The organism is Streptomyces sp. WM6372 (genome assembly GCF_001279655.1).
In the GTDB taxonomy this organism is placed as follows: Bacteria; Actinomycetota; Actinomycetes; order Streptomycetales; family Streptomycetaceae; genus Streptomyces.
In genome coordinates, this window is sequence record NZ_LGDB01000181.1 from 20,297 (window position 1) to 44,832 (window position 24,536).

At 75.1% G+C, this 24,536-nt stretch carries 9 protein-coding genes and 1 pseudogene; 8 read left to right on the top strand and 2 right to left on the bottom strand.

The window, feature by feature from the left end; all coding sequences use genetic code 11:
• Positions 1-4: 4 nt before the first annotated feature.
• Both ADK52_RS40125 and ADK52_RS17030 read right to left on the bottom strand, forming a co-directional pair.
• Positions 5-980, bottom strand: a pseudogene (locus tag ADK52_RS40125) (type IV secretion protein Rhs); the annotation flags it as partial.
• A gap of 110 nt (positions 981-1,090) precedes the next feature.
• On the bottom strand, positions 1,091-1,294 hold the full coding sequence (locus ADK52_RS17030; protein WP_053690667.1) for an MbtH family protein: 204 nt from the start codon (positions 1,292-1,294) through the stop codon (positions 1,091-1,093).
• Positions 1,295-1,525: 231 nt separating this feature from the next.
• Between ADK52_RS17030 and ADK52_RS17035 the strand changes: the two genes are divergently transcribed.
• The 8 genes from ADK52_RS17035 (at position 1,526) to ADK52_RS17070 (ending at position 24,514) form a co-directional block, all read left to right on the top strand.
• A complete protein-coding gene (locus ADK52_RS17035; RefSeq protein ID WP_053690668.1) occupies positions 1,526-3,877 on the top strand; it encodes a lantibiotic dehydratase in 2,352 nt (783 codons plus the stop codon).
• The gene (locus tag ADK52_RS17040; protein ID WP_053690669.1) at positions 3,877-5,382 is read left to right on the top strand and encodes an amino acid adenylation domain-containing protein; all 1,506 of its coding nucleotides are present in this window, start codon (positions 3,877-3,879) and stop codon (positions 5,380-5,382) included. Before ADK52_RS17035 ends, ADK52_RS17040 begins: the two co-directional genes overlap by 1 nt.
• Positions 5,379-6,512 (top strand): threonine ammonia-lyase, encoded by a 1,134-nt coding sequence (locus ADK52_RS17045; protein ID WP_234343898.1) that lies wholly within the window; start codon positions 5,379-5,381, stop codon positions 6,510-6,512. Before ADK52_RS17040 ends, ADK52_RS17045 begins: the two co-directional genes overlap by 4 nt.
• An 83-nt stretch (positions 6,513-6,595) precedes the next feature.
• Positions 6,596-6,877: an acyl carrier protein gene (locus ADK52_RS17050; RefSeq protein WP_234343900.1), complete on the top strand. Its 282-nt coding sequence runs from the start codon at positions 6,596-6,598 to the stop codon at positions 6,875-6,877.
• Positions 6,878-6,887: 10 nt separating this feature from the next.
• Entirely contained in the window at positions 6,888-9,188 is a 2,301-nt protein-coding gene (locus tag ADK52_RS17055) for a lantibiotic dehydratase (protein WP_053690670.1), read from the top strand.
• A gap of 199 nt (positions 9,189-9,387) precedes the next feature.
• Positions 9,388-15,747: a non-ribosomal peptide synthetase gene (locus ADK52_RS17060; RefSeq protein WP_234343902.1), complete on the top strand. Its 6,360-nt coding sequence runs from the start codon at positions 9,388-9,390 to the stop codon at positions 15,745-15,747.
• Positions 15,748-15,800: 53 nt separating this feature from the next.
• Entirely contained in the window at positions 15,801-23,159 is a 7,359-nt protein-coding gene (locus ADK52_RS17065; RefSeq protein ID WP_053690671.1) for a non-ribosomal peptide synthetase, read from the top strand.
• Complete coding sequence (locus ADK52_RS17070; protein WP_234343903.1) at positions 23,156-24,514, top strand: cytochrome P450; 1,359 nt, start codon at positions 23,156-23,158, stop codon at positions 24,512-24,514. The genes ADK52_RS17065 and ADK52_RS17070 overlap by 4 nt, the downstream gene beginning before the upstream one ends.
• The last annotated feature ends 22 nt before the right edge of the window (positions 24,515-24,536 follow it).

The window sequence follows — 24,536 nt, forward strand, 5'->3', positions numbered from 1 at the left end:
GCCTCTCGTCGATCAGTTCGGTGGGGGTGCCGATGAGGTCCGTGGCGATGGCGAAGTACCGCCGGTCGATCTCTTCCTGCCGGTCGTCGGCCGTCAGGATGCGCTCGGTCTGGGCCAGGGGGCGACTCCGCGGTGGTCCCAGGTGAGGGCGACCGTGTTCGGCTGGTCCGGCTGGTGGCTGGTCCGTTCGCACAGGGTCAGGCCGTCCCAGGTGAACCGGACCTCCTCCGCAGGGTGACGCGGCCGAGGGCGTCGTACTCGAAGCGGACTGCTCCGGCGCGCGTGAGGCTGGTTCCCGTGTACGTGCGCGGGCCGGTGGCCTCGCCGCCCGGGTGCTGGTCCAGCCAGGTCCCCGAGGTCTGGTTGCCCGCGTCGTCGTACGCGTACCGCTCCGTCCAGCCCTGGGCGTGCACGGCGGTGACCCGACCCGCCGGGTCGAGGTCGAAGGTGCGGGTGCCCGCCAGCCGGTCCGCGACGGATGTCAGACGGCCGTCGGCGCCGTAGGCGTAGGAGGTGACGTGTCCGGTGGGTGTGGTGCGGCGCGTACGGCGGCCCACGGCGTCGTAGGCGTAGCTGATGGGCCGGCCGTCGACCAGTTCGGTCTTGGTGCGTCCGCGGCGGTCGTACTGGTAGCGCAGTTCCCCGTCCGGTCCGGCCGCCTCCGGCAGGCGTCCGGCCCGGTCGTAGGCGTAGTGCGTCAGCCGGCCGTCGACGTCCTTGACGATCGCCTGGCCGAGCTGGTCGCGTTCGAACGCGATGGTCCCGCCGGACGCGTCCGTGCGGGCGAGCAGGTCGCCCTCGCCCTAGTACGTCCACGTCTCGGTGGCGCCGTCGGGGCCGGTGCGCCGGGCGAGCTGCCCGTCGGCGTCCCCTTCCAGGCGGGTGACGCCGCCCACCGGATCGGTGATGCGGACCGGCCTGCCGAGGGCGTCGCGCTCCGTGCGGGTCACGGCGCCGGCCGGGTCGGTGACCTCCACGGGCGGCCGGGGCCGGGCCGGATGGGATCCGTGTGCCCCGTGGGGAGTGCACCGGTCGGCGGGGCTCCGTTCCCCCGCGGCTCAGCCACGCCGACCGGCGTTCGTGCCCCCGTTCAGGATGCCGCCATGCGGCGGCGCAGGCTCAGCGGGCGCATGTCCGTCCACACCGCGGCGATGTGGTCCAGGCACTCCTGCCGGGTGCCCTGCGTGCCCTCGGCCTGCCAGCCCGCCGGGAGCTCCCGGTCCGCACGCCAGATGGAGTACTGCTCCTCGTCGTTGCGCACGACCCGGTAGCCGTTCTCGTCGGTCTCGGTCATTGGTCCGGCCCTCCCCTTGCTGTTCGGCTGTTCCGTGATGGGTCACAGCGTGCAGCGCCGGGGCGGGGCGCCATAGGGACAAACGCGCAGAAGGACCGGCGGTCGGTGCTGCCGCTCCTTCCCTGGTGGCGCCGGGGCGCGCGGCGGCAGTGTTCGGGGCAGCCAGGGTGGCGACCGAGAGGTACAGCGCCGCCGGCCACGTCACCCCATCAGGCTGGAAGGAGCTCCGCCATGTCGGACACCCCAGAGACCGTGCACCTGCCCACCGGCGGGTGGCGGTTGTGGGAGCACTTCGCACTCCGGGGTCCGGGTTTCCCGGCCGAGGGGGTCCTGCGCATGGCCCCGCCCGGACTCGCCCTGGCCGCCGACAAGTTCGGTCCGGGCGAGGCCCTCGCCGGCCCGGACTGGGAGGCGTTCACCGGGTCCTTCGACACCGGCGCCGTCGGCACCGCCGAACTGCTCCAGGACATCGCCGCCTCGCCGCGCTTCCGGGCCGCCGTGGCCTGGCAGAACCCGGCCGTGCTGCGCACCGGCATCGCCCCGTTCCTGAACTGGACGCCGACCGCCGCGAGCCGGACCAGCATGCCCCGCCAGCGCGAGGAGCTCGTCGCCCACTACTGGCAGCGGTTCTGCGTCAAGAACGACACCATCGGGTTCTTCGGGCCGGTGGGCTGGGGGCGCTGGGACCTCGCCACGGAGGGGGTCGAGGTCGACCCCGGGACCGGCGGGTTCCTCGCCGACTCGCGGGTCTACTTCGCCAGTTGGGCCATCGACGCCCTCGCCAAGTCGCTGAACGCCGACCCCGCGCTGCGGGCGTGGATACCGCCGCGCCGGGTGTCCTTCGTACGGGCCGAGGGCCTGTCCGTGCACCTGCCGGGCCGGCCGCCGCAGCCCATCGGCGAGACCGCCCGCGCCGTACTGGACCTGTGCGACGGGACCCGGCCGGCCGCCGCGATCGCCGGGGAGCTGGGGATCCCGGTGGCGGAGGCGACCGAGACGGTGCAGTGGCTGGTGGCCAAACGGTGGGTGCACTGGCGCCTCGACGTGCCGACCGGCACCTACCCGGAGCGGGAGCTGCGGGCCGTCCTGGAGCGGATCGGCGATCCGGCCCTGCGGGAGCCGGCCCTGGACAAGCTGGCCGTACTGGAGCGCGGGCGGGACGCCGTCCAGGCGGCCGGCCTCGACGCCGAGGCGCTGACCTCGGCGATCGGCGCCCTGGAGGCGGACTTCGCGGCGCTGACCGCCACCGACGCCCAGCGCTCGAAGGGCGAGCGGACCGCACCCTGCCGGGGGCTCGTGTACTCCGACGCCCGGCGCGCGGCGACGGCCACCCTGGGCACCGCCCTGCTGGACGAACTGACCCCGCTCGCGCAGTGCCTGACTGCGGCGCGCTGGATGACGAACCGGTTCTCCGAGCGGGTCCGGCCCCGGCTCCGCGAGGTGTACGAGCGGCTGCGCGCGGCCGGCCCGGTGGACCTGGGGGCGATGTGGCTGGGCTGCCTGCCCTCCCCGTACCCGGAGGCGGGCTGCGACCTCGACGCCGTCCAGGGCGAGCTGCGCGCGAAATGGGCGCGGATCCTGGCCGTGCCCGAGGGGGCGCGCCGGGTCCGGGTCTCCTCGGCGGACATCGCGGAGCGGGTGCGCGAGGAGTTCGACGAGCCGGGCGCGGGCTGGTCGCTGGCCCGCTACTTCAGCCCGGACGTGCTGCTGCTCGCCGACAGCGCGGACGCCGTCGCCCGCGGGGACTTCGAGATGGTGCTGGGCGAGATGCACAGCGCGCTCAACACGATGGGCGCCTCCCTCTTCGTCCACCAGCACCCCGACCGCGAGGAGCTGATCGCGGAGACCACCCGCGACTTCCCCGGGCCGCGGCTGCTGCCGATGCTGCCCAAGGAGCTGCCGCTCAAGTGGTCGACGCGCAGCAGGCCTTCGCTGGACCGGCCGCAGGACTACTACGTCTCGCTGGTCGACGACACCGGGGACCCGCACCGCCCGCGCACCGTCGTGTGCGCCGACGTGCGCGTGGAGGACCGGGACGGCCTGCTGATGGCGGTACTGCCCGACGGGGCCGCGTTCGACCTGCTCGACGTGTACGCGAACACCCTGACGCAGCGCGTCATGGACCGGTTCACGCTGCGCCCGGAGGGCGACCACACCCCGCGCATCAGCATCGACAAGATGGTGGTGGCGCGCGAGACGTGGGCCTTCCCGGCGTCCGAACTCGCCTTCGCCGAGGAGAAGTCCGAGGCCAAGCGGTACGTGCGGGCCCGGCACTGGAGGCAGGAACACGATCTGCCGCGCTTCGTGTTCGTGGTCTCGCCGGCCGAACCGCGGCCGTTCTACGTGGACTTCGACAGCCCGGTCTACCTGACGATCCTGGCGAAGGCCGCGCGCCGGCTGGCCCGCAAGGACCCCGGGGCCAAGCTGAAGGTCAGCGAGATGCTGCCGACGCCGGAGCAGGCCTGGCTGACCGACGACCAGGGCGCCGCGTTCACCTCGGAGCTGCGCTTCGTCGCCGTCGACCAGACCGTCACCGACGTCTCGCGGCCCGCGGAGGAGCCCGCCGCGGACGGGAGCGCGTGATGCGGACCTTCGTCGACGACATCGCCGCGCACGCCGCCCTCGACCCCGGCCGGATCGCGGTGACCACCCCGGCCGGCGAGGTGACGTACGGGGAGCTCATCGCCCGCGTCGACGCGCTGGCGGCGGTGCTGCGGGCCCGGGGCGCCCGGCCCGAGACGGTGTGCGCGGTGGCCGTGGAGCGCGGCGTGGACGCCGTGGTCGCACCGGCCGCGGTGGTCCGCTCGGGGGCGGCCTTCCTGAGCCTCGACCCCGAGCAGCCGCCGGCCCGGCTGGCGGCGCTGGTCCGCAGCGGCGGCGCCGACATGCTGCTGACCTCCTCGGCCCTCGCCGGCGGGCTCGACCTGCCGGTCCCGGGGACGCCCGTACTGCTCGACCGCCCGGACAGCCTGACCGGGGAGGGCCCCGGGCCCGGCGGACCGCTCGGCGGGCGGGCCCTCGCGTACGTCAGCCACACCTCGGGGAGCACCGGCGAGCCCAGCGCCGTCCTGGTGGAACACGCCGGGCTGGACTCGTACTTGCGCTTCGTCGCCCGCGACTACGGCCTCGGGCCTGACACGGTGGCGCTCCAGGTGGCCCCGCTGGGCTACGACGCCTCGCTGCGGGACACCTTCGCCCCGCTGCTGGCGGGCGGGCGGCTGGTCGTGGTGCCGCGTTCGGCGCTGCTGCGGCCCGAGGAGTTCGGCGCCGCCGTACGGGAGCACGCGGTGACCGCGCTGCTGAGCGTGACGCCGTCCTTCCTGTCCTTCCTGGCCGGGCAGCCGGACGCGGACCGGCTGCTGGCCGGGGTACGGGTGGTGGTGTCCAGCGGCGAGTCGCTGCGGCCGTTCCTGACCGCCGGCGGCCGGGCCCTGGTGCCGGGCGCGCTGGTCAACCAGTACGGGCCGACCGAGTGCACGATGACCTCGACCCGCCACGCCGTGCCGGCCGAGCCGGACGTCCTGACCGACATCGTGGGCACGCCGATCGACGGGGTCGTCGTCCGGCTGCTGGACGCCGGGCTGTCGCCGGTGCCGGACGGCTCCGTCGGGGAGGTCTGCATCGGCGGGGCCGGGGTGGCCCGGGGCTACCGCGGGCGGCCCGCCCGTACGGCCGAGTGCTTCGTACCGGACCCGCTCGGGCCGCCCGGCGCGCGCATGTACCGGACGGGCGACCTCGCGACCCGGGGCCCGGACGGGCTGGAGTACCTGGGGCGCCGGGACCGCCAGGTCAAGATCCGCGGCTACCGGGTCGACCCGGCGGAGGTGGAGGGCGCGCTGCTGGCCCATCCCGGGGTCACGGGGGCGGTCGTCACCCCCGACACCGACGCGCAGGGGCGGGTGTTCCTGGTCGCGCACGTCACCGGGGACCTGGCGGACGTGAAGGACGCGGCGCTCCGCGCCCACCTGGGCGCCACGCTGCCCCCGCACCTGATGCCGCGCCGGTTCGCACGGCTGGCCGAACTGCCCACCACCCGCGGCGGGAAGGCAGACCGCCGCGCCCTGTCGCAGACCGGAGGCCGGCCATGACCACCGCACCGAGCGCGCCGCGCGCGCCCCGGACGTCCATCGCGCTGCCCGGACCGCGCGCCCCCATGACCCCCAGGGCGCCGGCCGCACCGGCGACACCGGCCACGTCCCCCGCTCCCACCGCAACCACCTCGACCGGCTCGCCCCCCGCGACCGCCTGGGGCGTCCCGCTCCTCGGCCGGGCCGACGTGGAGGCAGCGGCGGCGCGGATCGCCGGCCACGTACGGCGGACCCCGCTGCTGGCGGGGCCGGCCGCGGCCGAGCTGCGCCGGAGCGGCCGGGGACTGCTGCTGAAGGCCGAACACCTCCAGTACAGCGGGTCGTTCAAGCTGCGCGGGGCCGCCAACGCCGTCCTCGCGCTGGGCGCCCGCCGGATCGTGACCGGCTCCTCCGGGAACCACGGCATCGCGCTGGCCCGGCTGGCCGCCCCGCTCGGCGCCGAGGTCACCGTGGTACTGGCCGGCGGGGCGCATCCCGCCAAGATCGCCGTGATCAAGGCACTCGGCGGGCGTACGGTCCGGGTACCGGGCGGGGTGGCCGAGCGCGACGCCCGGGCGCGGGAGCTGGCCGAGGAGACGGGCGCGGTGTTCATCCCCTCCTCCGACCACGAACTGGTGGTCGCCGGGCAGGGCACGGTCGGCCTGGAGATCCTCGCCGAGGCACCCGACACGGAGACCGTGTACGTGCCGACCGGCGGGGGCGGACTGCTCGCCGGGGTGTGCCTCGCCGCGTACGGGCACCCGGTGCGGGTGGTGGGCGTCGAGCCCGCCGGCTCCGCCCGCTACGCCCGGTCCCTGGCCGCGGGGCACCCCGTACGGCTGGCGCCCGGTGACACCGTCGCCGACGGGCTGCGCGGGCAGCAGCCGGGGGCGGTGCCCTATCCGATCGTCCGGGACCGGGTCGACGACCTGGTCACCGTCTCCGACGCGCAGATCCTCGCCGCGGCCGCGCTGTTGCGCCGGCGCGGGTTCGAGGCCGAGCCGTCCGGAGCGGTCGCGCTGGCCGGGGCGATCCGGGCGGACCGCGGCGCCGGGCGCTCCGTCGCCGTCGTCTCCGGCGGCAACACGAAGACGGCGCTGATGGCGGCCGCCGCGTCGGCCACCCCTTCCCGTACCCACTGCACCACCTGAGCCACAGACACGACCCGCACCACGCACACGGCCCGCTTCACCCACGCCACCCACACGACGTGTCCGCTCCTGGAGGAGAACCCATGACCATGACCGTGAACGAGACCGCGAACCCGACCGCGCTGCTGACCGCCACCGCCCTGACCGAGCTGGTCGTCTCCGTCTACCGCGAGACCCTGGGTGTCGCCGACCTCGACGAGCAGAGCGACTTCTACGAGTGGGGCGGCGATTCGCTGACCGCCTTCCGGATCACCGCACGGCTCGAGGAGGCACTCGGGGCAGAGGTCCCGGTGGCCCTGGTCTTCGCCTACCCCTCGCCCGCGGACCTCGCCGACGTCGTCCACGCCGACTTCGTCCAGGCATGAGGGGCCGGTCATGACGGACACCTACGTACCCGGCGGCCGCTGGCGGCTGTGGGAGCAGTTCGCCCTGCGCGGGGCGGGTTTTCCGGCCAGGGGCGTGCTGCGGCTGGCGCCGGACGGGCTGGCCGCGGCCGCCGACAAGTTCGATCCCGGCGAGGGCCCGGCCGCCCTGGCCGGTGAGCGGTGGGGGGAGTTCACCGCCCTGTTCGCCGAAGCCCAGGTGGAGACGGCGCACACGCTCCAGGAGATCGCCCGGATGCCCGCCTTCCGGGAGGCGGTGGCCTGGCAGAACCGTCCGGTGCTCGCCTCCGGGATCACGCCCTTCCTGAACTGGACCCCGACCGCGGCGGGCCGGACCAGCATGCCCCGCCAGCGCGAGGAGCTGGTGGCCCACTACTGGCAGCGTTTCTGCGTCAAGAACGACACCATCGGGTTCTTCGGGCCCGTCGGCTGGGGCCGCTGGGACCTCTCCGCGGACGCGGCGGACGGCGTCCGCGTCGACCCCGGCACCGGCCTGATCGCCGGATCGGAGGTGTACTTCGCCAGCTGGGCCATCGACGCCCTCGCCGCCCGGATCGACGGCGATCCGGCGGTACGGGAGTGGGTGGCGCCCCGGCGCGTGCCGTTCGTCCGCCAGTCCGGGACGGAGGTGACGGTGCCGGGCCGGCCGCGCCAGGCCCTCGGCGAGGAGGGCCGGGCGGTGCTCGCGCTCTGCGACGGCGTTCGACCCGCGCGGGAGATCCGGGCCGCGCTGCCCGGGGTGGACGTGTCCGCCGTCCTGGCCGACCTGGTCGCCCGCCGGTGGGTGGTGTGGAAGCTGGAGGTGCCCGCCGACGCCCGGCCCGAGCGGCATCTGCGGGCCTGGCTGGACCGGGTCGGGGACGCGGGGCTGCGCGAGCCCGCCCTGGCCGCCCTGGACGCGCTGGAGCGGGGCCGGGACCGGGTGGGCGCGGCGGACGGGCCCGAGGCCCTGGTGGCCGCGCTGACGGAGCTGGAGGGCGAGTTCGTCGCGCTGACCGAGACCGCCGCCGTACGCGAGAAGGCGGCCGGTACGGCTCCCTGCCGGGCCCTGGTGTACTCCGACTGCCGGCGGGCGGCGACCGCCGCCCTCGGGCGGACCGTGCACGAGGCCCTGGCCCCGCTGGATCCGCTGCTGACCAGTGCCGGCTGGCTCACCGCGCGGCTCGCCGACGCCGTGATGGCCCGGGCGCGGGAGGTGTACCGGCGGCTGGCCGGGCAGGGCCCGGTCGACCTGGCCGCGTTCTGGTTCGCCTGCATGCCGATCCTGCACGGGGCCGCCCGCGCCGAGTCCGCCGAGCTCCAGCAGGAGTTCCGCAGGCGCTGGGACACGATCCTGGCGCCGCCGCCGGGCACCCGCCGGGTCAGGCTGCCGCTGGAGGCCGTCGCGGGGCCCGTCGCCGAGCAGTTCGGCGGACCGGGCGGCGGCTGGACCGCCGCCCGCTACCTCAGCCCCGACATCATGATCGCCGCCTCCGGGGAACGGGCCGTGGAGCGGGGCGACTTCGAGCTGGTCCTCGGTGAACTCCACGTCGCCGCCAACACCTTGGGCTCCTCGCTGTTCGTCAACCAGCACCCGGACGCCGAGGAGCTGCTCGGGCTGACCGGCCGCGACCATCCCGGTCCCCGGCTGATGCCGCTCCTGCCCAAGGAGCACCGCTCCCGGCTCTCCGCGCGGACCCGGCAGGTCCTGGTCCGCCCCGAGGACTACTACGTCGCCCTCGTCGACTTCACCGCCGACCCGGGGCGGCCCCGTACGGTGCTCAGCGCCGACGTGGCGGTGACCGAGCGGGCCGACGGCGAGCTGGCGGTGGTGCTGCCCGACGGGTCCGAGTTCCCCGCGGTGGACGTGTTCTCGCACGTCCTGACCACCCTGGCGATGGACCTGTTCCAGATCCTGCCCGACGGGGCCGAGCACTCCCCCCGGGTCACCGTGGACCGGCTGGTGGTGGCCCGTGAGACCTGGCGGCTGCCGCCGCCCGACATGGACTTCGCCGAGGAGAAGGACGAGGCCCGCCGGTTCGTACGGGCCCGGCAGTGGCGGGAGCGGCGCGAACTGCCGCGGTTCGTGTTCGTCGTGCTGCCGACCGAGACCCGGCCGTTCTACGTGGACTTCGACAGCCCGGTGTACGTCAACATCCTCGCCAAGGCGGTCCGCAGGATGGCCCGCAAGGAGCCCGAGGGCCGGGCCGTGTTCACCGAGATGCTGCCGAGCCCCGAACAGGCCTGGCTGACCGACGACCGGGGCGAGGCGTACACCTCCGAGCTGCGCTTCGTGGCGGTGGACGAGGGCTGACCGCAGCGGCGTACCCAACGGCACGCCCCCCATACGGAGCGACGCGTACCGGCGGCGCGCACGGCAGAGCAACAGGCCGTGCGGGGCCGCCGTTGCGCGTTCTACCCCCCGGCGGCTGCGTGCGCGGCTGCGTCTTCTTCCCTACTGACGGATCTCCGCAGACAGCAGTGTTGAGGAAAACACCGCTTGGAGGCCCACAGTGAAGGTTGTCGCAGCGCACGGCGGACCGGCGAGGCACGGCAGCGAAGCCGGCGACGTCGTACGTGACGGTGACGGAGTGTCGTTCGCGCAGCGGAGGCTGTGGTTCCTCGACCAGCTCACCGGAGGCTCCGCCGAGTCCCTGCTCCCGCTGGCCCTGCGCATCCGCGGCGCCCTCGACGTGCCGGCCCTGGAGCGCTCGCTGGCCGGCGTCGTGGACCGGCACGAGGTGCTGCGCACCCGGTTCACGGCCGTCGACGGGGAGCCCGTACCCGTGGTGGACCCGGCGGGCCGCACCCGGCTGGCGCGGACCGAGGCGGGCAGCACCGAGGAGCTGTTCGACCGGGAGCTGGCTCGCCCGCTGGACCTGGCGAAGGAGCACCCGCTGCGGGCCACCCTCGCCCGCATCGGACCCGACGAGCACGTGCTGCTCCTGGTGGTCCACCACATCGCGGTGGACGGCTGGTCCTGGGACGTGCTGCTGCGCGAACTGGACGCCGGCTACCGGGGCGAGGCCGTGGACGCGCCGCCGCTGCAGTACACCGACGTCGCCCGGACCGAGGCCGGGCGCCTGAGCGGGCCGCGGATGGAGCGGCTGCTCGGGTACTGGCGGGAGCGGCTGGCCGGGGTCGCCCCGCTCGCGCTGCCCGCCGACCGGCCGCGGCCGGCGTTCTGGGACGGCTCCGGTGACGTGGTCCGCTTCGAGCTGCCGGCCGAGCTGGTCGCCGAGGTGGACCGGGTGGCCCGCGAGCAGCGCGCGACCCGCTACATGCTGCTCCTCGCGGTGTACCAGGCGCTGCTGGGCCGGTACTCCGGGCGCTCCGACATCGCCGTGTGCACCACCCTGGCGGACCGCGGGCGCGCCGAAGTGGCCGCTCTGATCGGCCCGTTCGTGAACACGATCGTGCTGCGCACCGACCTGTCCGGCGATCCGACCTTCGCCGACCTGCTGGGCCGGGTCCGGTCGGGGGCCCTGCGGGACTTCTCGCACTCCGAGGCGCCGTTCGACCGGGTGGTCGGCGAGGTGGTCACCGAACGCGACCTGTCCCGCCACCCGCTGGCGCAGGCCTCCTTCACCCTGCTGAACACCGTCCCGTCGGCGGCCCGTCTGGACGATCTGGACGTCGGCCTGGTGCGGACCCCGCTGACGGGCACCCCGCTGGACGTGTTCCTCGACCTGAGCCTGCGCGCCAACGGCGACATCGCGGCGCGGCTCCAGTTCTCCACCGCCCTGTTCGACCGGAGCACGATGGTCCGCTTCGCCGAGGGGTACGTGGAGCTGCTGCGCGCGGTGACGGCCGCGCCGCAGACCCCGGTGGCCGCACTCGCCGGGCGCCTGGAGCCGTTGCCCGGCAAGGAGCGGGCCCGCCTGGTCGGGATGGCGGGCTCGGGTCGCCCCGCACCGGCCGCGGCTCCGTTCGCCGTGGCGGGCGAGCCGAACGCGGTGGCCCTGGTGTGCGGGGAGAAGATCCTGCGCTACCGCGAGCTGGACGCCCTCGGCGGCGGTCTGGCCACCGCCCTGCGCGCGGCGGGCGCCGGCCCGGGGACCCCGGTCGGCGTGTGCGTGAAGCGCGGGACCGGGTCCGTGGTCGCGATGACCGCGATCTGGCGGGCCGGCGGGGTCTACGTACCGCTGGACCCGGCGCTCCCCGAGGAGCGGCTGCGGTTCATGGCCGAGGAGGCCGGGCTGCACTGCGTCCTCGCCGACGCCGCGACCGCGGACCTGGCCGGCGCGCTCGGCCCGCGGGTGCTGCGGGTGGAGGACGCCGGATCCGATGCGGGCGCCCCGCACCACGCCCCCGACCCGCGGGACCTCGCGTACGTCATCTTCACCTCGGGTTCCACCGGCCGCCCGAAGGCCGTCGGCATCGAGCACGGGGCGATCGACGCGCATGTCGCCGCCGCCCGCGAGGAGTTCGGGATCACGGCCCGGGACCGGGTGCTGGCCTTCTCGTCCTTCTCGTTCGACGCCTCGCTGGACCAGCTGCTGACCGCGCTCGGGTGCGGGGCCACCCTGGTGGTCCGGCCGGACGAGCAGTGGCTGCCCGCGCAGATCCCCCTGGTGGTCGAGCGGTACGGGATCACCATGCTGAACCTGCCGCCGACGTACTGGGCCGAGCTGGCCTTCTCGCTCACCGACCGCACCGCCGCCTCCCTCGCTCCGCTGCGCCTGCTGGTCCTCGGCGGGGAGTCCGTCCCGGCCGCGGCGCTGGCCGCCTGGCGGGCGCGGGCGCCGCACGTACGGGTGCTCAACGCGTACGGGCCGACCGAGGCCACCGTCACCGCCACCACCCACGAGATCGGCGCGGCCGGGGAGGCCGACCCCGGCCGGGTGCCGATCGGGCGGCCGCTGGGCTCCCGCCGGGTGTACGTGGTGGACGCGCACGACGAGCTCGTACCGGACGGCGAGAGCGGCGAGCTGCTGATCGGCGGCCCGGAGCTGGCCCGCGGCTACCTCGGCCAACCGGCCCTGACCGCGCAGAAGTTCGTACCCGACCCGTTCGGGGAGGACGGCGGACGGCTCTACCGGACCGGCGACCTGGTCCGCCGACTGCCCACCGGGGAACTGGAGTTCCTCGGCCGCACCGACGACCAGGTCAAGATCCGCGGCTTCCGCATCGAACTCGGCGAGGTGGAGGCGGCCCTCGGCGAGTGCCCCGGAGTGGCGGCCGCCGCGGTCGCCGTCGGCGCGGACGCCCAGGGCGGCAAGAGCCTGACCGGCTACGTGGTGGCCGGCCCCGACGGCCCGCTGGAGCCCGCCGCACTGCGCTCCTTCTGCGCCGGCCGGCTGCCGCACTACGCCGTGCCCGCGGACTTCGTGGCCCTCGACGCGCTGCCCGTGAACGCCTCCGGCAAGCTCGACCGGGCCGCGCTGCCCGCCGCCCGGCCGGACGGGGAGCGGGCGGAGCGGGACCGGGCGGCCGCGGGCGGCGCCGAGTTCATCGCGCCGCGCGACGCCACCGAGCAGGTGGTCGCCGGCATCTGGGCGGAGGTCCTGGGCGTCGACCGGGTCGGCATCGACGACGGGTTCTTCGACCTGGGCGGCCACTCCCTGCTCGCCACCATGGCCGTCTCCCGCATCGCGGAGCGGCTGGGCCGCGAAGTCGAGCTGCGCACCCTGTTCGAGAACCCCCGCATCCGCGAGTTCGGCCCGCTGGTGGCCGCGGCCCGGCAGGCGGGCGCCGCCACCGTGGTCCCGGTGGACCGCTCGGGACCGCTGCCGCTGTCCTTCGCGCAGGAGCGGATGTGGTTCCTGGACCGCATGTCCGACGTCGGCGACGAGTACGTGCTCTGGTTCTCGTGGCGGATGCGCGGCGGGCTCGACCGCGACGCCTGGCAGGGCGCCCTCAACGAGGTGGTGGCCCGGCACGAGGCGCTGCGCACCGCCCTGGTCGAGGTGGACGGCCGGCCCGCGCAGCGGGTCGTCGACGGGGTCCGGGTACCGCTGGTGTGGCAGTCGGCCCCGCCCGGGGACGACGAGGCCGTACGGCTGGAGCGGCTGCGCGCGGTGGCCGTCCCGTACGCCACCCGCCGCTTCGACCTGGCCGGGCCGCCGCTGCTGCGGGCGGGGGTGTGGGAGCTGGACCCCGAGGACCACGTGTCCGTCATCGCCTTCCACCACGCGGCGACCGACGGCTGGTCCAAGGACGTGATCATCGGCGAGCTGGCCGCGTCGTACGCCGCCCGCGTGGCCGGGCGCCCGGCCGAGCTGCCGCCCGTTCCGATCCAGTACGGGGACTTCGCGGTCTGGCAGCGCGACCGGATGGCCGGCGAGGTGCTGGAGCGGCAGCTGGCGTACTGGGAGGAGGCCCTGGCCGGCGTGCCCGTACTGGAGCTGCCGACGGACCGGCCGCGCCCGGCGGGCTGGTCGGGCCGGGGCGGCGCGGTCGAGATCGACCTGCCGAAGGAGCTGGAGGCCGCGCTCGGCGAGCTGGCCCGGCAGCACGGGGTGACCCGGTTCACGGTGCTGCTGGCCGTGGTGCAGATCGTGCTGGGCCGCTGGTCGGGGCAGCGGGACGTGGCGGTGGGCACCCCGGTCGCGGGCCGCGGACAGCTGGAGCTGGAGCGGCTGGTGGGGCTGCTGGTGAACACGGTGGTGCTGCGCGGGGACCTGTCCGGAGAGCCCTCCTTCACGGAGTTCCTGGGCCGGGTCCGGGAGTCGGTGCTCGGAGCCTTCGACCATCAGGAGGTGCCGTTCGAGCGGCTGGTGGAGCAGCTGCGGCCGGAGCGGGACCCGTCCCGCAACCCCCTGTTCCAGGTGATGTTCGACGTGCAGGAGAGCGCGGCGGCCGGGCCCCGGGTCGAGGGCCTCGACGTGGAGCACTTCGTCCTGCCGTGGGGTTCGGCCAAGTTCGATCTGACCGCCACCTTCCTGCTGTACCCGGACCGCTTCGCGCTGAACGTGGAGTACGCGAGCGACCTCTTCGACGCCGCGACGGTCACCCGGTTCGCCGGGCACGTGGGCCGGGTGCTGGAGTCGGTGGTGGCCGATCCGGAGCGGGCCGTGGGGCGGCTGGAGCTGCTGTCCGCCTCCGAGTACGCCGAGCTGGCCGGGGCGGCGGGCTCCGCGGCGGCCAGCCCGGTGGCGGCGCCGTTCGCCGTGGCGGGCGCGCCGGACGCCGTGGCGCTGCTCTGCGGGGACGAGAGCCTGACGTACGGCGAACTGGACGGGCTGACCGGCGGGCTGGCCCGGGCGCTCGCCGCCTCCGGGGTACGGCCGGGCACCCCGGTCGGCGTGTGCCTGCGCCGGGGCATCCGCTCGGTCGCCGCGATGGCCGCGATCTGGCGGGCGGGCGGGGTCTACGTACCGCTCGACCCCCGGCTGCCCGAGGACCGGCTGCGGTTCATGTGCGCCGAGGCGGGCGTGCACAGCGTGTTCAGCGACGCCTCGACCCACGCGCTGACCGCCGCCCTCGGACCGCGGACCGTCCCCGTCGACGCCGTCGCGCCCGACCCGGACGCACCGCACCACACCCCCGCTCCCGAGGACCTCGCGTACGTCATCTTCACCTCGGGCTCCACCGGGCGCCCCAAGGCCGTCGGCGTGGAGCACCACGCGCTGGGCGCGCACACCGCCGCGGCCCGCGAACTGTTCGGCATCACCGCCGACGACCGCGTCCTCGCCTTCGCCTCCTTCTCCTTCGACGCCTCGCTGGAGCAGGTGCTGCCGGCCCTCGGCGCGGGAGCCTCGGTCGTGGTCCGGCCCGACGAGGTGTGGTCGGTGGAGGAGCTCGCCGAGGCCGTCCGCACCCGGGACGTCACGGTCATGGAAGCCACCCCCGCCTACTGGGAGGAGATCGTCGCCCGACTCGACACCGTCGCCGGGGACCTCAAGGGCCTGCGGCTGCTGGTCACCGGCGGCGAGGCGCTGCCCTCGGCGCCGCTGGCCCGGTGGTTCGCCCACCTGCCCGACGTGCCCGTCGTCAACACGTACGGCCCGACCGAGGCCGTCATCTCGGCCACCGCCCACACCGTCACCGTGCCGGTCGAGGGCCGGGTGGCGATCGGCCGGCCGCTGGGCTCCCGCCGGGCGTACGTGGTGGACGCGCTCGACCAGCTGGTCCCCGTCGGGGTACCGGGCGAGCTGCTGATCGGCGGCCCGGAGCTGGCGCGCGGCTACCTCGGCCAACCGGCCCTGACCGCGCAGAAGTTCGTACCCGACCCGTTCGGGGAGGACGGCGGACGGCTCTACCGCACCGGCGACCTGGTCCGCCGACTGCCCACCGGGGACCTGGAGTTCCTCGGCCGCACCGACGACCAGGTCAAGATCCGCGGCTTCCGCATCGAGCCGGCCGAGATCGCGGCCGTCCTGGAACAGCACCCGGACGTGCACGCCGCGACCGTCCTGGTCCGGGAACTGCGGGGCGAGCGCGCCCTCGTCGGCTACGCGGCCGGCCAGGACGGGGGCCCGGACGCCGAGGCGCTGGCCGCCTGGTGCCGGACCCAGCTGCCCGGCTACATGGTGCCCGCCGCGTTCGTCCTGCTCGACGCCCTGCCCCGGACCGTGCAGGGCAAGGTGGACACCGCCGCCCTGCCCGATCCGCAGCTGCCCGCGCCGGCCGCGTCCGTGGCCCCGCGCACCCCGACCGAGGTGGTGACGGCCCAGATCTGGGCCGAGGTCCTGGGCCTGCCCGAGGTCGGGATCCGGGAGGACTTCTTCGCCCTCGGCGGCCACTCGCTGCGCGCCGTGGCGGCCGCGTCCCGCCTGCGCACCGCCTTCGACTGCCCGATCCAGGTGCGCGACCTGTTCGACCACCCGACGGTCGAACTGCTCGCCATCGAAGTGGAACGACAGCTCATCGACCAGATCTCCTCGATGAGCGACGACGAGATCGACCTGTCCCTGACCTCCGACTTCTGATCGCCGCAGCGATCCGAGCCCCGATCCCAGCCTTGATTAGGACGGCACTTGCGATGACCACTGCACAGGTCGAACCCTCCACCACCGCTTCCACGACGCCCGGCGGTCTCTCCCCGGCGGCCCGCCGGCTCCTCGAAATGCGCCTGCGCGGCAAGGCCGCCGCCGCGCCCGCGGGGATCCCCCGCCTCGACCCGCGCCCCGCGCGGTCCCCCCTGTCCGCCGCTCAGCAGCGCCTGTACTTCCTCGACCAGCTCGACCCCGGCGGCGTCGAGTACCTGATGCCCGCCGCCTGGCGGTTCACCGGCCCCCTGGAGACGGCCGCGCTGAGCGCCGCGATCGGGGACCTCGTCGCCCGCCACGAGCAGCTGCGGGTGGTCTTCTCCCACGAGGACGGGGTGCCCGCCCAGCAGGTGCTCCCCGCCGACGCCGCGGCCGGCCTCGACGTGGTCGACCTGCCCCCGGCGGTCCGCGAAGGCGGCCCCGAGGCGATCGCCGAGGCCGTACGGGAGGTGGCGCTGCGCCCCTTCGACCTGGCCGCCGCGCCCCCGTTCCGGGCCACCCTGCTGCGGATCGCCGCCGAGGACCACGTACTCGTCCTGGCCATGCACCACATCGTCTCGGACGGCTGGTCGCTGGACATCCTGACCGGCGACCTGAGCGCCTGCTACCGCGCCAGATGCCAGGGCCGGTCCCCGCAACCCGCCCAGGCGCCGGTCGACTACACCGACTACGCGCACTGGCAGCGCGGCGCCGACGAGAGCGCGGACCTGGACTACTGGCGTACGGCGCTGGCCGGCCTGACCCCGCTCGAACTGCCCACCGACCACCCCCGGCCCGCCGTGCGCACCTCCGCCGGCGCCGTGCACGCGGTCGAACTCCCCCGGGCGCTGACGGCGGCCCTGGCCGAGCTCGGCCGCCGGGCCGACACCACCTCGTACATGACCCTGATGGCGGCCTTCCAGGCGGCGCTCGCCTTCCACAGCGGCCAGGACGACATCGCGATCGGCACCGTCGTCGCCAACCGGGAGCGCCCCGAGATCGAGCAGCTGGTCGGGTTCTTCGTGAACACCCTGGTGATCCGCACCGACCTGTCGGGCGACCCGACCTCGGCGCAGCTCCTCGCCCGGACCCGGGAGAGCGTCCTGGGCGCCCTGTCCCACCAGAGCCTGCCGTTCGAGCGGGTCGTCGACGAGCTGAGCCCCGAGCGGGACCTGTCGCGCAACCCCCTCTTCCAGGTGCTGTTCTCGCACTCCGCCGCCGCACGGCAGGGTGGGTACGCCCTCGGCGGGGCGCGGGGCACGGCCTTCCCCATCGACCTCACCACCGCGAAGTTCGACCTGACGCTGGACGTCAGCGAGGACGCGGACCGCATCCGCCTGCAGTTCGTCTACCGCCCCGACCTGTTCGACGCGGCGTCGGTGGCCCGGCTGGCCGAGCACACCATCGCGGTGCTGCGGGCCTTCGCCGAGGCCCCGGACGTGCCGCTCGGCATGGCCGACCTGCTCACCGCGCGGGAGCGGGCCGCTCTGCTCGGCCCCGACGGCCCGGCGAACCGCCCGCCGGCGGGCGCCGCACCCGAGCCGGCCCCGCGGCTCGCGATGGAGCGCCTGGCCGAGCGGATCCGGCTGGCCCCCACCGCCGTGGCCGTCTCCGGTGGCGGCCGCAGCCTGACGTACGCCGAACTCGACGCGGCCTCGCTGGACCTGGCCCGGCGGCTGCGGGCCGCGGGCATCGGCCCGGAGTCCCTGGTCGGCGTCTGCCTGGGCCGCTCGGTCGACCTGGCCGTCGCGCTGCTCGGCGTCTGGCGGGCGGGCGCGGCGTACCTGCCGCTGGACCCCGCCCACCCGCGGGCCCGGCGGGAGTTCACGGTCGGTGACGCCGGGGTGGAGTGGGTGGTCGCCGACGCCGTCGGCCGCGCCGCGGTGGAGGGGCTGCCGGTGGGCCTGATCCCGCTGGAGGACGCCGCCGAAGGCCCGGGCGACGACACCTCCGACGAGACCGAGGACCTGCACTGCGGCGTGCTGCCCGGAGCGCGGGACCTCGCGTACGTCATCTACACCTCCGGATCGACCGGGCAGCCCAAGGGCGTCGAGATCACCCACTCCAACCTGGCCTGGCTGCTCGGCGCCGCCGACCGCCACTTCGACTTCGGCGCCGACGACGTGTGGACGCTCCTGCACTCCCCCGCGTTCGACTTCTCCGTCTGGGAGCTGTGGGCCCCGCTGACCTCCGGCGGCCGGGTGGTGGTGCTGACCGAGGACGAGGTGCGGGACCCCGCCGCCGTCCACGCCGTCCTGCGCGACGAGCGCGTGACCGTGCTCAACCAGACCCCGGCCGCCTTCAAGGGGTTGCGGGCCCATCTGGCCCAGCAGGGCGAGGAGTTCGGCGCCCTCGCGCTGCGCACGGTGGTCTTCGGCGGTGACGCCTTCGACGCCCGCGACTACCGCGACTGGTTCGCCGTGCCCGAGGGCGGGCGTCCCGCGCTGGTGAACATGTACGGGATCACCGAGACCACCGTGCACGTCACGTACCGGCTGATCACCGAGGAGGACACGGTCTCCCCCGTGTCCTCGCCGATCGGCCGCCCCCTGGCCGGCCAGCACGGATACGTCCTGGACCGGGCGGGCCGCCTGGTGCCGCACGGCACGGTGGGAGAGCTGTACGTGGCCGGCGGCGGCGTCGCCCGCGGCTACCGCAACCGGCCGGAGCTGTCCGCCGAGCGTTTCCCCCTCGACCCGTTCGGTCCGGCCGGGACCCGCATGTACCGCACCGGCGACCTGGTACGGGTGCTGCCCGACGGGCAGTTGGCGTACGCCGGGCGGGCCGACCACCAGGTGAAGATCCGCGGCTTCCGCATCGAGCCCGGCGAGATCGAGACCGCGCTGCGCGCCCTGCCCGGCGTACGGGACGCGGCGGTGGTGGCCCGGCCCGACGCGCACGGCGGGGCCCGCCTGGTCGCCCACGTGGTACTGACCGAGGGCCGGCCGCTGGACGCGCCGGACCTGCGCGACCGGCTGCGCCTGACGCTGCCCGAGTACATGGTGCCCGCGCTGTTCGTCCGGCACCCGGGGCTGCCGATCACCGCCAACGGCAAGGTGGACCGCACGTCCCTGGTGGCGGTGGCCGTCGAGGGGGCCGCCGCGCCCGCCGGACACGTCCCGCCGGCCGGTCCGGCCGAGGAGGCGCTGGCCCGCATCTGGTCGGACGTGCTGGGCGCCGAGCGGATCAGCCGTACGGCGAACTTCTTCGACCTGGGCGGCGACTCGATGCTGGCCCTGCGCGTGATCGGGCAGGCCCGCAACGCGGGACTGGGTCTCAGCGTCCCGGACCTCTTCCGGGCCCGCACCCTGGGCGATCTCGCCGCCCTGGCGACGGAGGCCGCCGGGGACACCGGCCCCGCGCCCGTGGAGCCCTTCTCCCAGCTGGACCCGGCCGACGCGGCCCGGCTGCCGCAGGGCCTCGACGACGCGTACCCGCTGACCATGCTCCAGGCCGGCATGCTGCACGAGATGCTGGCCGACCCGAGCCGCGGCGCCTACCACAACGTCACCGACCTCAAGATCACCGTGCCGGAGGGCTTCGACCTCGCCGCCTTCCGGGCCGCGGTGGACACCGTCGTACGGGGCCACAGCATCCTGCGGTCCTCCATCGACCTGGTCTCCTTCTCCGAGCCGCTCCAGCTGGTGCACGCCGCCGCCGAACTCCCCGTCGGCTACAGCGATCTGCGCGCTCTGCCGCACGAGGAGCAGTGGGCGTCCGTACGGGGCTACGTCGACGCGGAGTTCGCCCGCCGCTTCGACCTGGCGGCCCCGCCGCTGGTCCGCATCCACCTGCACCACCTCACCGACCGGGAGCTGCGGCTCACGCTCACCGACTGCCACGTGGTGCTCGACGGCTGGAGCCTGACCTCGCTGATCGCGGACCTGCTCGACCTGCACCGGCAGGCCGTGGCGCAGGGCCGGACCCCGCAGCTCCCGGCGGCGCCCCCGTACGCCGAGTACGTCGCGCTGGAACGGGCCGCGCTCGTCGACGAGGAGGGCCTGGAATACTGGCGGACGGCGCTCGCAGACCTGAGCCCGCTCCGGTTCACCCGGCGCGGTACGGAGGCCTCCGACGGAGGGCAGTTCGTGCACGAGGTGCGCCGCTCGTACGCGGCCCTCGCCGAGCCGATCGGCCGGCTGGCGCGGCTGGCCGGGGTGCCCCGCCGTACCGTCCTGCTCTCCGCGTTCCACCACACCATGAGCCTGTTCGCCGAGCGCGACGGCTCCGCCGGGGGGCACTCGGTCGGCCTGGTCACCAACGGCCGGCCCGAGGTGCCCGGATCGGACCGGATGCGCGGGCTGTTCCTCAACACCGTTCCGTTCGGCGTCCGGCGCCCCCGGGGCAGCTGGCTGGAGTACCTGAAGGCGGCGTTCGCCGCCGAGCAGGAGATGCTCCCCTACCGCAGGGTGCCGCTGGCCCGCCTCGCGCAGCTGCGGCCGGGTGAGCCGAGCCTGGCGGACACCCTCTTCAACTACGTCAACTTCCACCGGCTGTCGGGGGACAGCTGGGACGACTCGCTGGAGATCGCCCGCACGGCGTTCCCGCTGATGCTCAACGCGAGCGTGGAGTCCTTCACCCTCGACGTCGACCCGGACTACCTGGCCCCGGCCACCGCCGAGCAGCTCGCCGACCTGATGTGCGGGGTGCTGAAGGCGATGACCGAGCGGCCCGAGGCCGCGGTCACGGCGCCGACGCTGGCCGGCGAGGCGCGGATGCGGGCGCTGGAGGAGTGGGGCCGCGGCCCCGAGCTTCCGAACACCTCGCTGATGTTCCACGAGTGCGTGGCCGAGCACGCCGTGCTCACGCCCGGCGCGGTGGCCGTCCGGCAGGGCAGGCAGGAGGTCACGTACGGCGAACTGGACGCCTCCGTGCGCGAGTTGGCCGACCGGCTGCGGGCCCTCGGGGTCGGCCCGGAGGTGCCGGTCGGCATCTGCCTCGACCGGGGTCCGGAGATGGTCCGGGCCGTGCTCGGCGTGCTCCGCTCGGGCGGCGCGTTCCTGCCGCTGGAATCGCAACACCCCGCCGACCGGCTGAAGTTCATCGTCGAGGACAGCGGGATGCCGGTGCTGATCACCCAGTCCTCGCTGCTGGGGACGGTGCCGTTCGACGGCCCGACCCTGGTCGTGGACGATCCGGCGACCTGGGCGGCGCCCGCAGAGGTCCCGGTCCCGGCCCCGGCCCCCGCCGTCACGGCGGACAACGCGGCCTACATCCTCTACACCTCGGGCTCCACGGGCACGCCCAAGGGCGTCACCATCCAGCACCGCAGCCTGACCAACATGCTGGAGGGACAGCGCGACCTGTTCCCCGTGACCCCCGCCGACCGGGTGCTCCAGTTCGCCTCCCTCAGCTTCGACGTCTCCATCATGGACCTGACCTGGGCCCTGGCGAACGGCGCCCAGCTGTGCACACCGCCCCGGGAGGCGCTGCGCGCCGGCGCCGACCTCGCCGACACCCTGCTCGACTACGGGATCACCGTCGCGATGCTGGCTCCGAGCGCCCTGGCGGCCCTCGGCGAGGACCGCTTCCCCGCCCTGCGGACCCTCCAGGTGGCCGGCGAGGCCTGCCCGGCCGAACTGGCCCAGAAGTGGGCGCGCGGACGGCGGTTCTACAACGTCTACGGGCTCACCGAGACGGCCGTGTGGTCCGTCTCCACCCTCCTCAAGCCCGACTGCAAGCGCCCGCCGATCGGCTGGCCGATGCGCAACACCCAGGTCTACGTGCTCGACGAGGACCTCCAGCCGCTTCCCGTCGGGGTGCAGGGCGAGGTCTACCTCGGCGGGCGGGCCATCGGCCGGGGCTACGTGAACCGCCCCGACCTGACCGCCGCCGCGTTCGTCCCCGACCCGTACGGCGCCCCCGGCGGCCGGCTGTGCCGCACCGGGGACATCGGCGTCCAGCTGCCCGACGGAGCCGTGGAGGTCCTCGGCCGCCGCGACAGCCAGGTGAAGCTGCGCGGGTTCCGCATCGAGCTCGGCGAGATCGAGCACGGGCTGCGGGAACTGCCCGAGGTGCAGCAGGCGGTGGTCCTGCTGCGGCGGGACCTGCCGGAACCGGCACTGGTGGCGTACGTGGTGCCCGAGGAGGGAGTGGAGCCCGTCGTCGAGCCCTTCCGCCGGGCGCTGCGGGCCAAGGTGCCCGCGTACATGGTCCCCGCGCGGTTCGTCTTCCTCGACGCGATGCCCGTCAACAGCAGCGGCAAGGTCGACAAGAAGGCCCTGCCGCTGCCCGCGGCCGACCGGCTGGGCAGCGCCACCGACTACGTCGCGCCGGGCACACCGGCCGAGATCGCGCTCGCCGAGGTGTGGCGCACCGTCCTCGGCATCGAACAGGTCGGTGTCCACGACGACTTCTTCGCCCTCGGCGGCAGTTCGCTCTCCACCGTCCGGGTCGCCGCGCAGGCGGCCGCCCGCGGCCTGAGCGTCTCCGTACGGGACCTGCTCGAACTGCCCACGATCGCCCGGCTCGCCGCCCGCGCCACGGAGGCGGCGGCGCAGGCGGCCGACGCCGGCGCCGGGGCCGCGCAGGCTCCTTCCGGCGCGAAGGCCGTCACCTCGGAGGTCCGCCTGCGCGAGGGCGACGGCGCCCCCCTGTGGTGCGTCCACCCCAGCGGCGGCAGCGGCGCCTGGTACGTGCCGCTCGCCCGGGCCCTTGCGCCCGGACAGCCGGTCCGGGCCTTCCAGGCCCGCGGCCTGCTCGGCGGGGTGGACCCGACCACGATCGCCGGGATCGCGGCCAACTACGCCGCCGAGATCGCGGCCCACGGCGGGCACGGCCCGCACGACCTGCTGGGCTGGTCCATGGGCGCCAACATCGCCCTGGAGATGGCCACCCAGCTGCACGAGGCCGGTCACACCGTCGCACCGCTGACGCTGATCGAGCCGCACCTGCCCCACCCGGCGGCCAGCGAACGCCTCGCGGCGGTCGGCCGGGACATGGAGCGGGGGCTGCGGATGCGCGACCGCGTCCGTACGCTGGCGCCCTCCCCGGAGCGGGAGGCGGCCGTGGCCGAGCTCACCGCCCTGCTGCTGGGGGCCGGCATGAGCCCCGGCGAGGCGGCCCTGGTCGAACAGGCCCCCATCGAGGTCTGGCACTCGCTGCTGACCGCCCTGTCCGACTACGTCCTGCGCCCCTACCCCGGCCACGTCCACCTCCTGGTGGGCAGCGCGGCCGCGGAACTGCCCGACGGCGAACCGATGCCCGGGCTGGACGTGGACTTCCGCACGTACGTCGAGCGCTGGCGCGAGATCGCGCTCGGCGGGCTGACCGTCCACGTCACCGAAGGCGACCACATGTCCATGATGTCCGAACGGCTGATGCACAAGACCGCTGCTGTGCTCGGCCGGATCCAGTCGGAGGCACGCCGATGACCGTCCTGACCACGAACACGAACACGAACACCGACACGACCACGATCGCGGACATGTCCCCCCTGGTGTGCCCGGTCACCGGGCGGACCGCCCCGCCGGCCGCCCCGCTCGCCGCCCCGCAGATCACGCCGGCGGCCCCCGCGGCCCCCTTCACCGAGCGCTACCTCCTCGACCCCGCCGTCAACGCGGACCCGTACGGGTACCTCAACTCCCTGCGCGACCACGACCCCGTCCACTGGTCCGCCATGCACCGGGCCTGGCTCGTCACCGGGCACGCCCAGCTGATGCACTGCCTGCGCGCCCCCGCCGTCTCCGCCGAGCGGGTGCGCCCGCTGATGGACGCCGTGCCGGAGGGCGCCCGCGAGGACGCCGAGCGGGCCTTCGGGATCCTGTCCCGCTGGATGGTGTTCAACGACGCCCCGCAGCACCGGAGGCTGCGCCAGGTGTTCCAGGAGCAGTTCGCGGCCCGCTCGATCGGCCGCTACCGGGCCTTCGTCGAGCGCGCCACCCGCGCCATGCTCACCCGGCGGGCCGTCCCCGGCCGGATCGGGGACCTGGTCGCCGACATCGCCCGCCCGCTGCCCGCCCTCGTCTTCGCCCGCTGGCTGGGTGTCCCCCAGGCGCACGGCCCGTCCTTCTGGTACTGGAACGCCCGGGTGGGCGACCTCGTCCTCGGGGCCGCCCAGGAGGAGCGCGAGTACCGCACCTCGCTCCAGTCCCTGGTCAACCTGGACGACTACCTCGCCGACCTGGTGAAACAGCGCCGCGCCGACCCCAAGGACGACCTGATCAGCGCCGTGCTGGCGGGCGGCCAGATCGGGAAGTCGGTCAGCGAGGAGGAGTTCGTCGGGATGCTGACGCAGATGGCCTTCGCCGGCGGCGAGACCACCAGCAACCTCATCGTCAACGCCGTGCTCGCCCTGCTGGAGCACCCCGAGCAGATGGCCGCCGTACGGGAGGACCCGGCCCTGGTGCCGATGGCGGTCGAGGAGGCCATGCGCTTCGACGGCCCGTCGAAGATGTCGATCCGCACCGCCGCCCGGGACTTCGACCTCGACGGGCGCTCCGTCCGCGCCGAGGACCGGCTGTTCCTGGTCACGGCGGCCGCCAACCGCGACCCGGCCCGCTTCCCCGACCCGGACGAGTTCAACGTCCGGCGCGGCAGCGCCTCTCACCTCGGGTTCGGCTTCGGCGCGCACTTCTGCATCGGGGCGGCCTTCGCCCGGCTGGTGGCGGGCGCGGTGGTCGACGTACTCGTCCGCGAGTACCCGGGGCTGGAGCTCCTCGACCAGCAGCACACCTGGCAGCCCTCCCTCCTCAACCGCGCGCTGACGGCCCTGCCCGTCCGCTACTGACCGCCCGCGCCACCGGCCGGGC

Excerpts from the sequence above, each read along its gene's own strand:
- ADK52_RS17030 (WP_053690667.1), bottom strand. The coding sequence starts at position 1,294 with ATGACCGAGACCGACGAGAACGGCTACCGGGTCGTGCGCAACGACGAG.
- ADK52_RS17035 (WP_053690668.1), top strand. The coding sequence starts at position 1,526 with ATGTCGGACACCCCAGAGACCGTGCACCTGCCCACCGGCGGGTGGCGG.
- ADK52_RS17040 (WP_053690669.1), top strand. The coding sequence starts at position 3,877 with ATGCGGACCTTCGTCGACGACATCGCCGCGCACGCCGCCCTCGACCCC.
- ADK52_RS17045 (WP_234343898.1), top strand. The coding sequence starts at position 5,379 with ATGACCACCGCACCGAGCGCGCCGCGCGCGCCCCGGACGTCCATCGCG.
- ADK52_RS17050 (WP_234343900.1), top strand. The coding sequence starts at position 6,596 with ATGACCATGACCGTGAACGAGACCGCGAACCCGACCGCGCTGCTGACC.
- ADK52_RS17055 (WP_053690670.1), top strand. The coding sequence starts at position 6,888 with ATGACGGACACCTACGTACCCGGCGGCCGCTGGCGGCTGTGGGAGCAG.
- ADK52_RS17065 (WP_053690671.1), top strand. The coding sequence starts at position 15,801 with ATGACCACTGCACAGGTCGAACCCTCCACCACCGCTTCCACGACGCCC.
- ADK52_RS17070 (WP_234343903.1), top strand. The coding sequence starts at position 23,156 with ATGACCGTCCTGACCACGAACACGAACACGAACACCGACACGACCACG.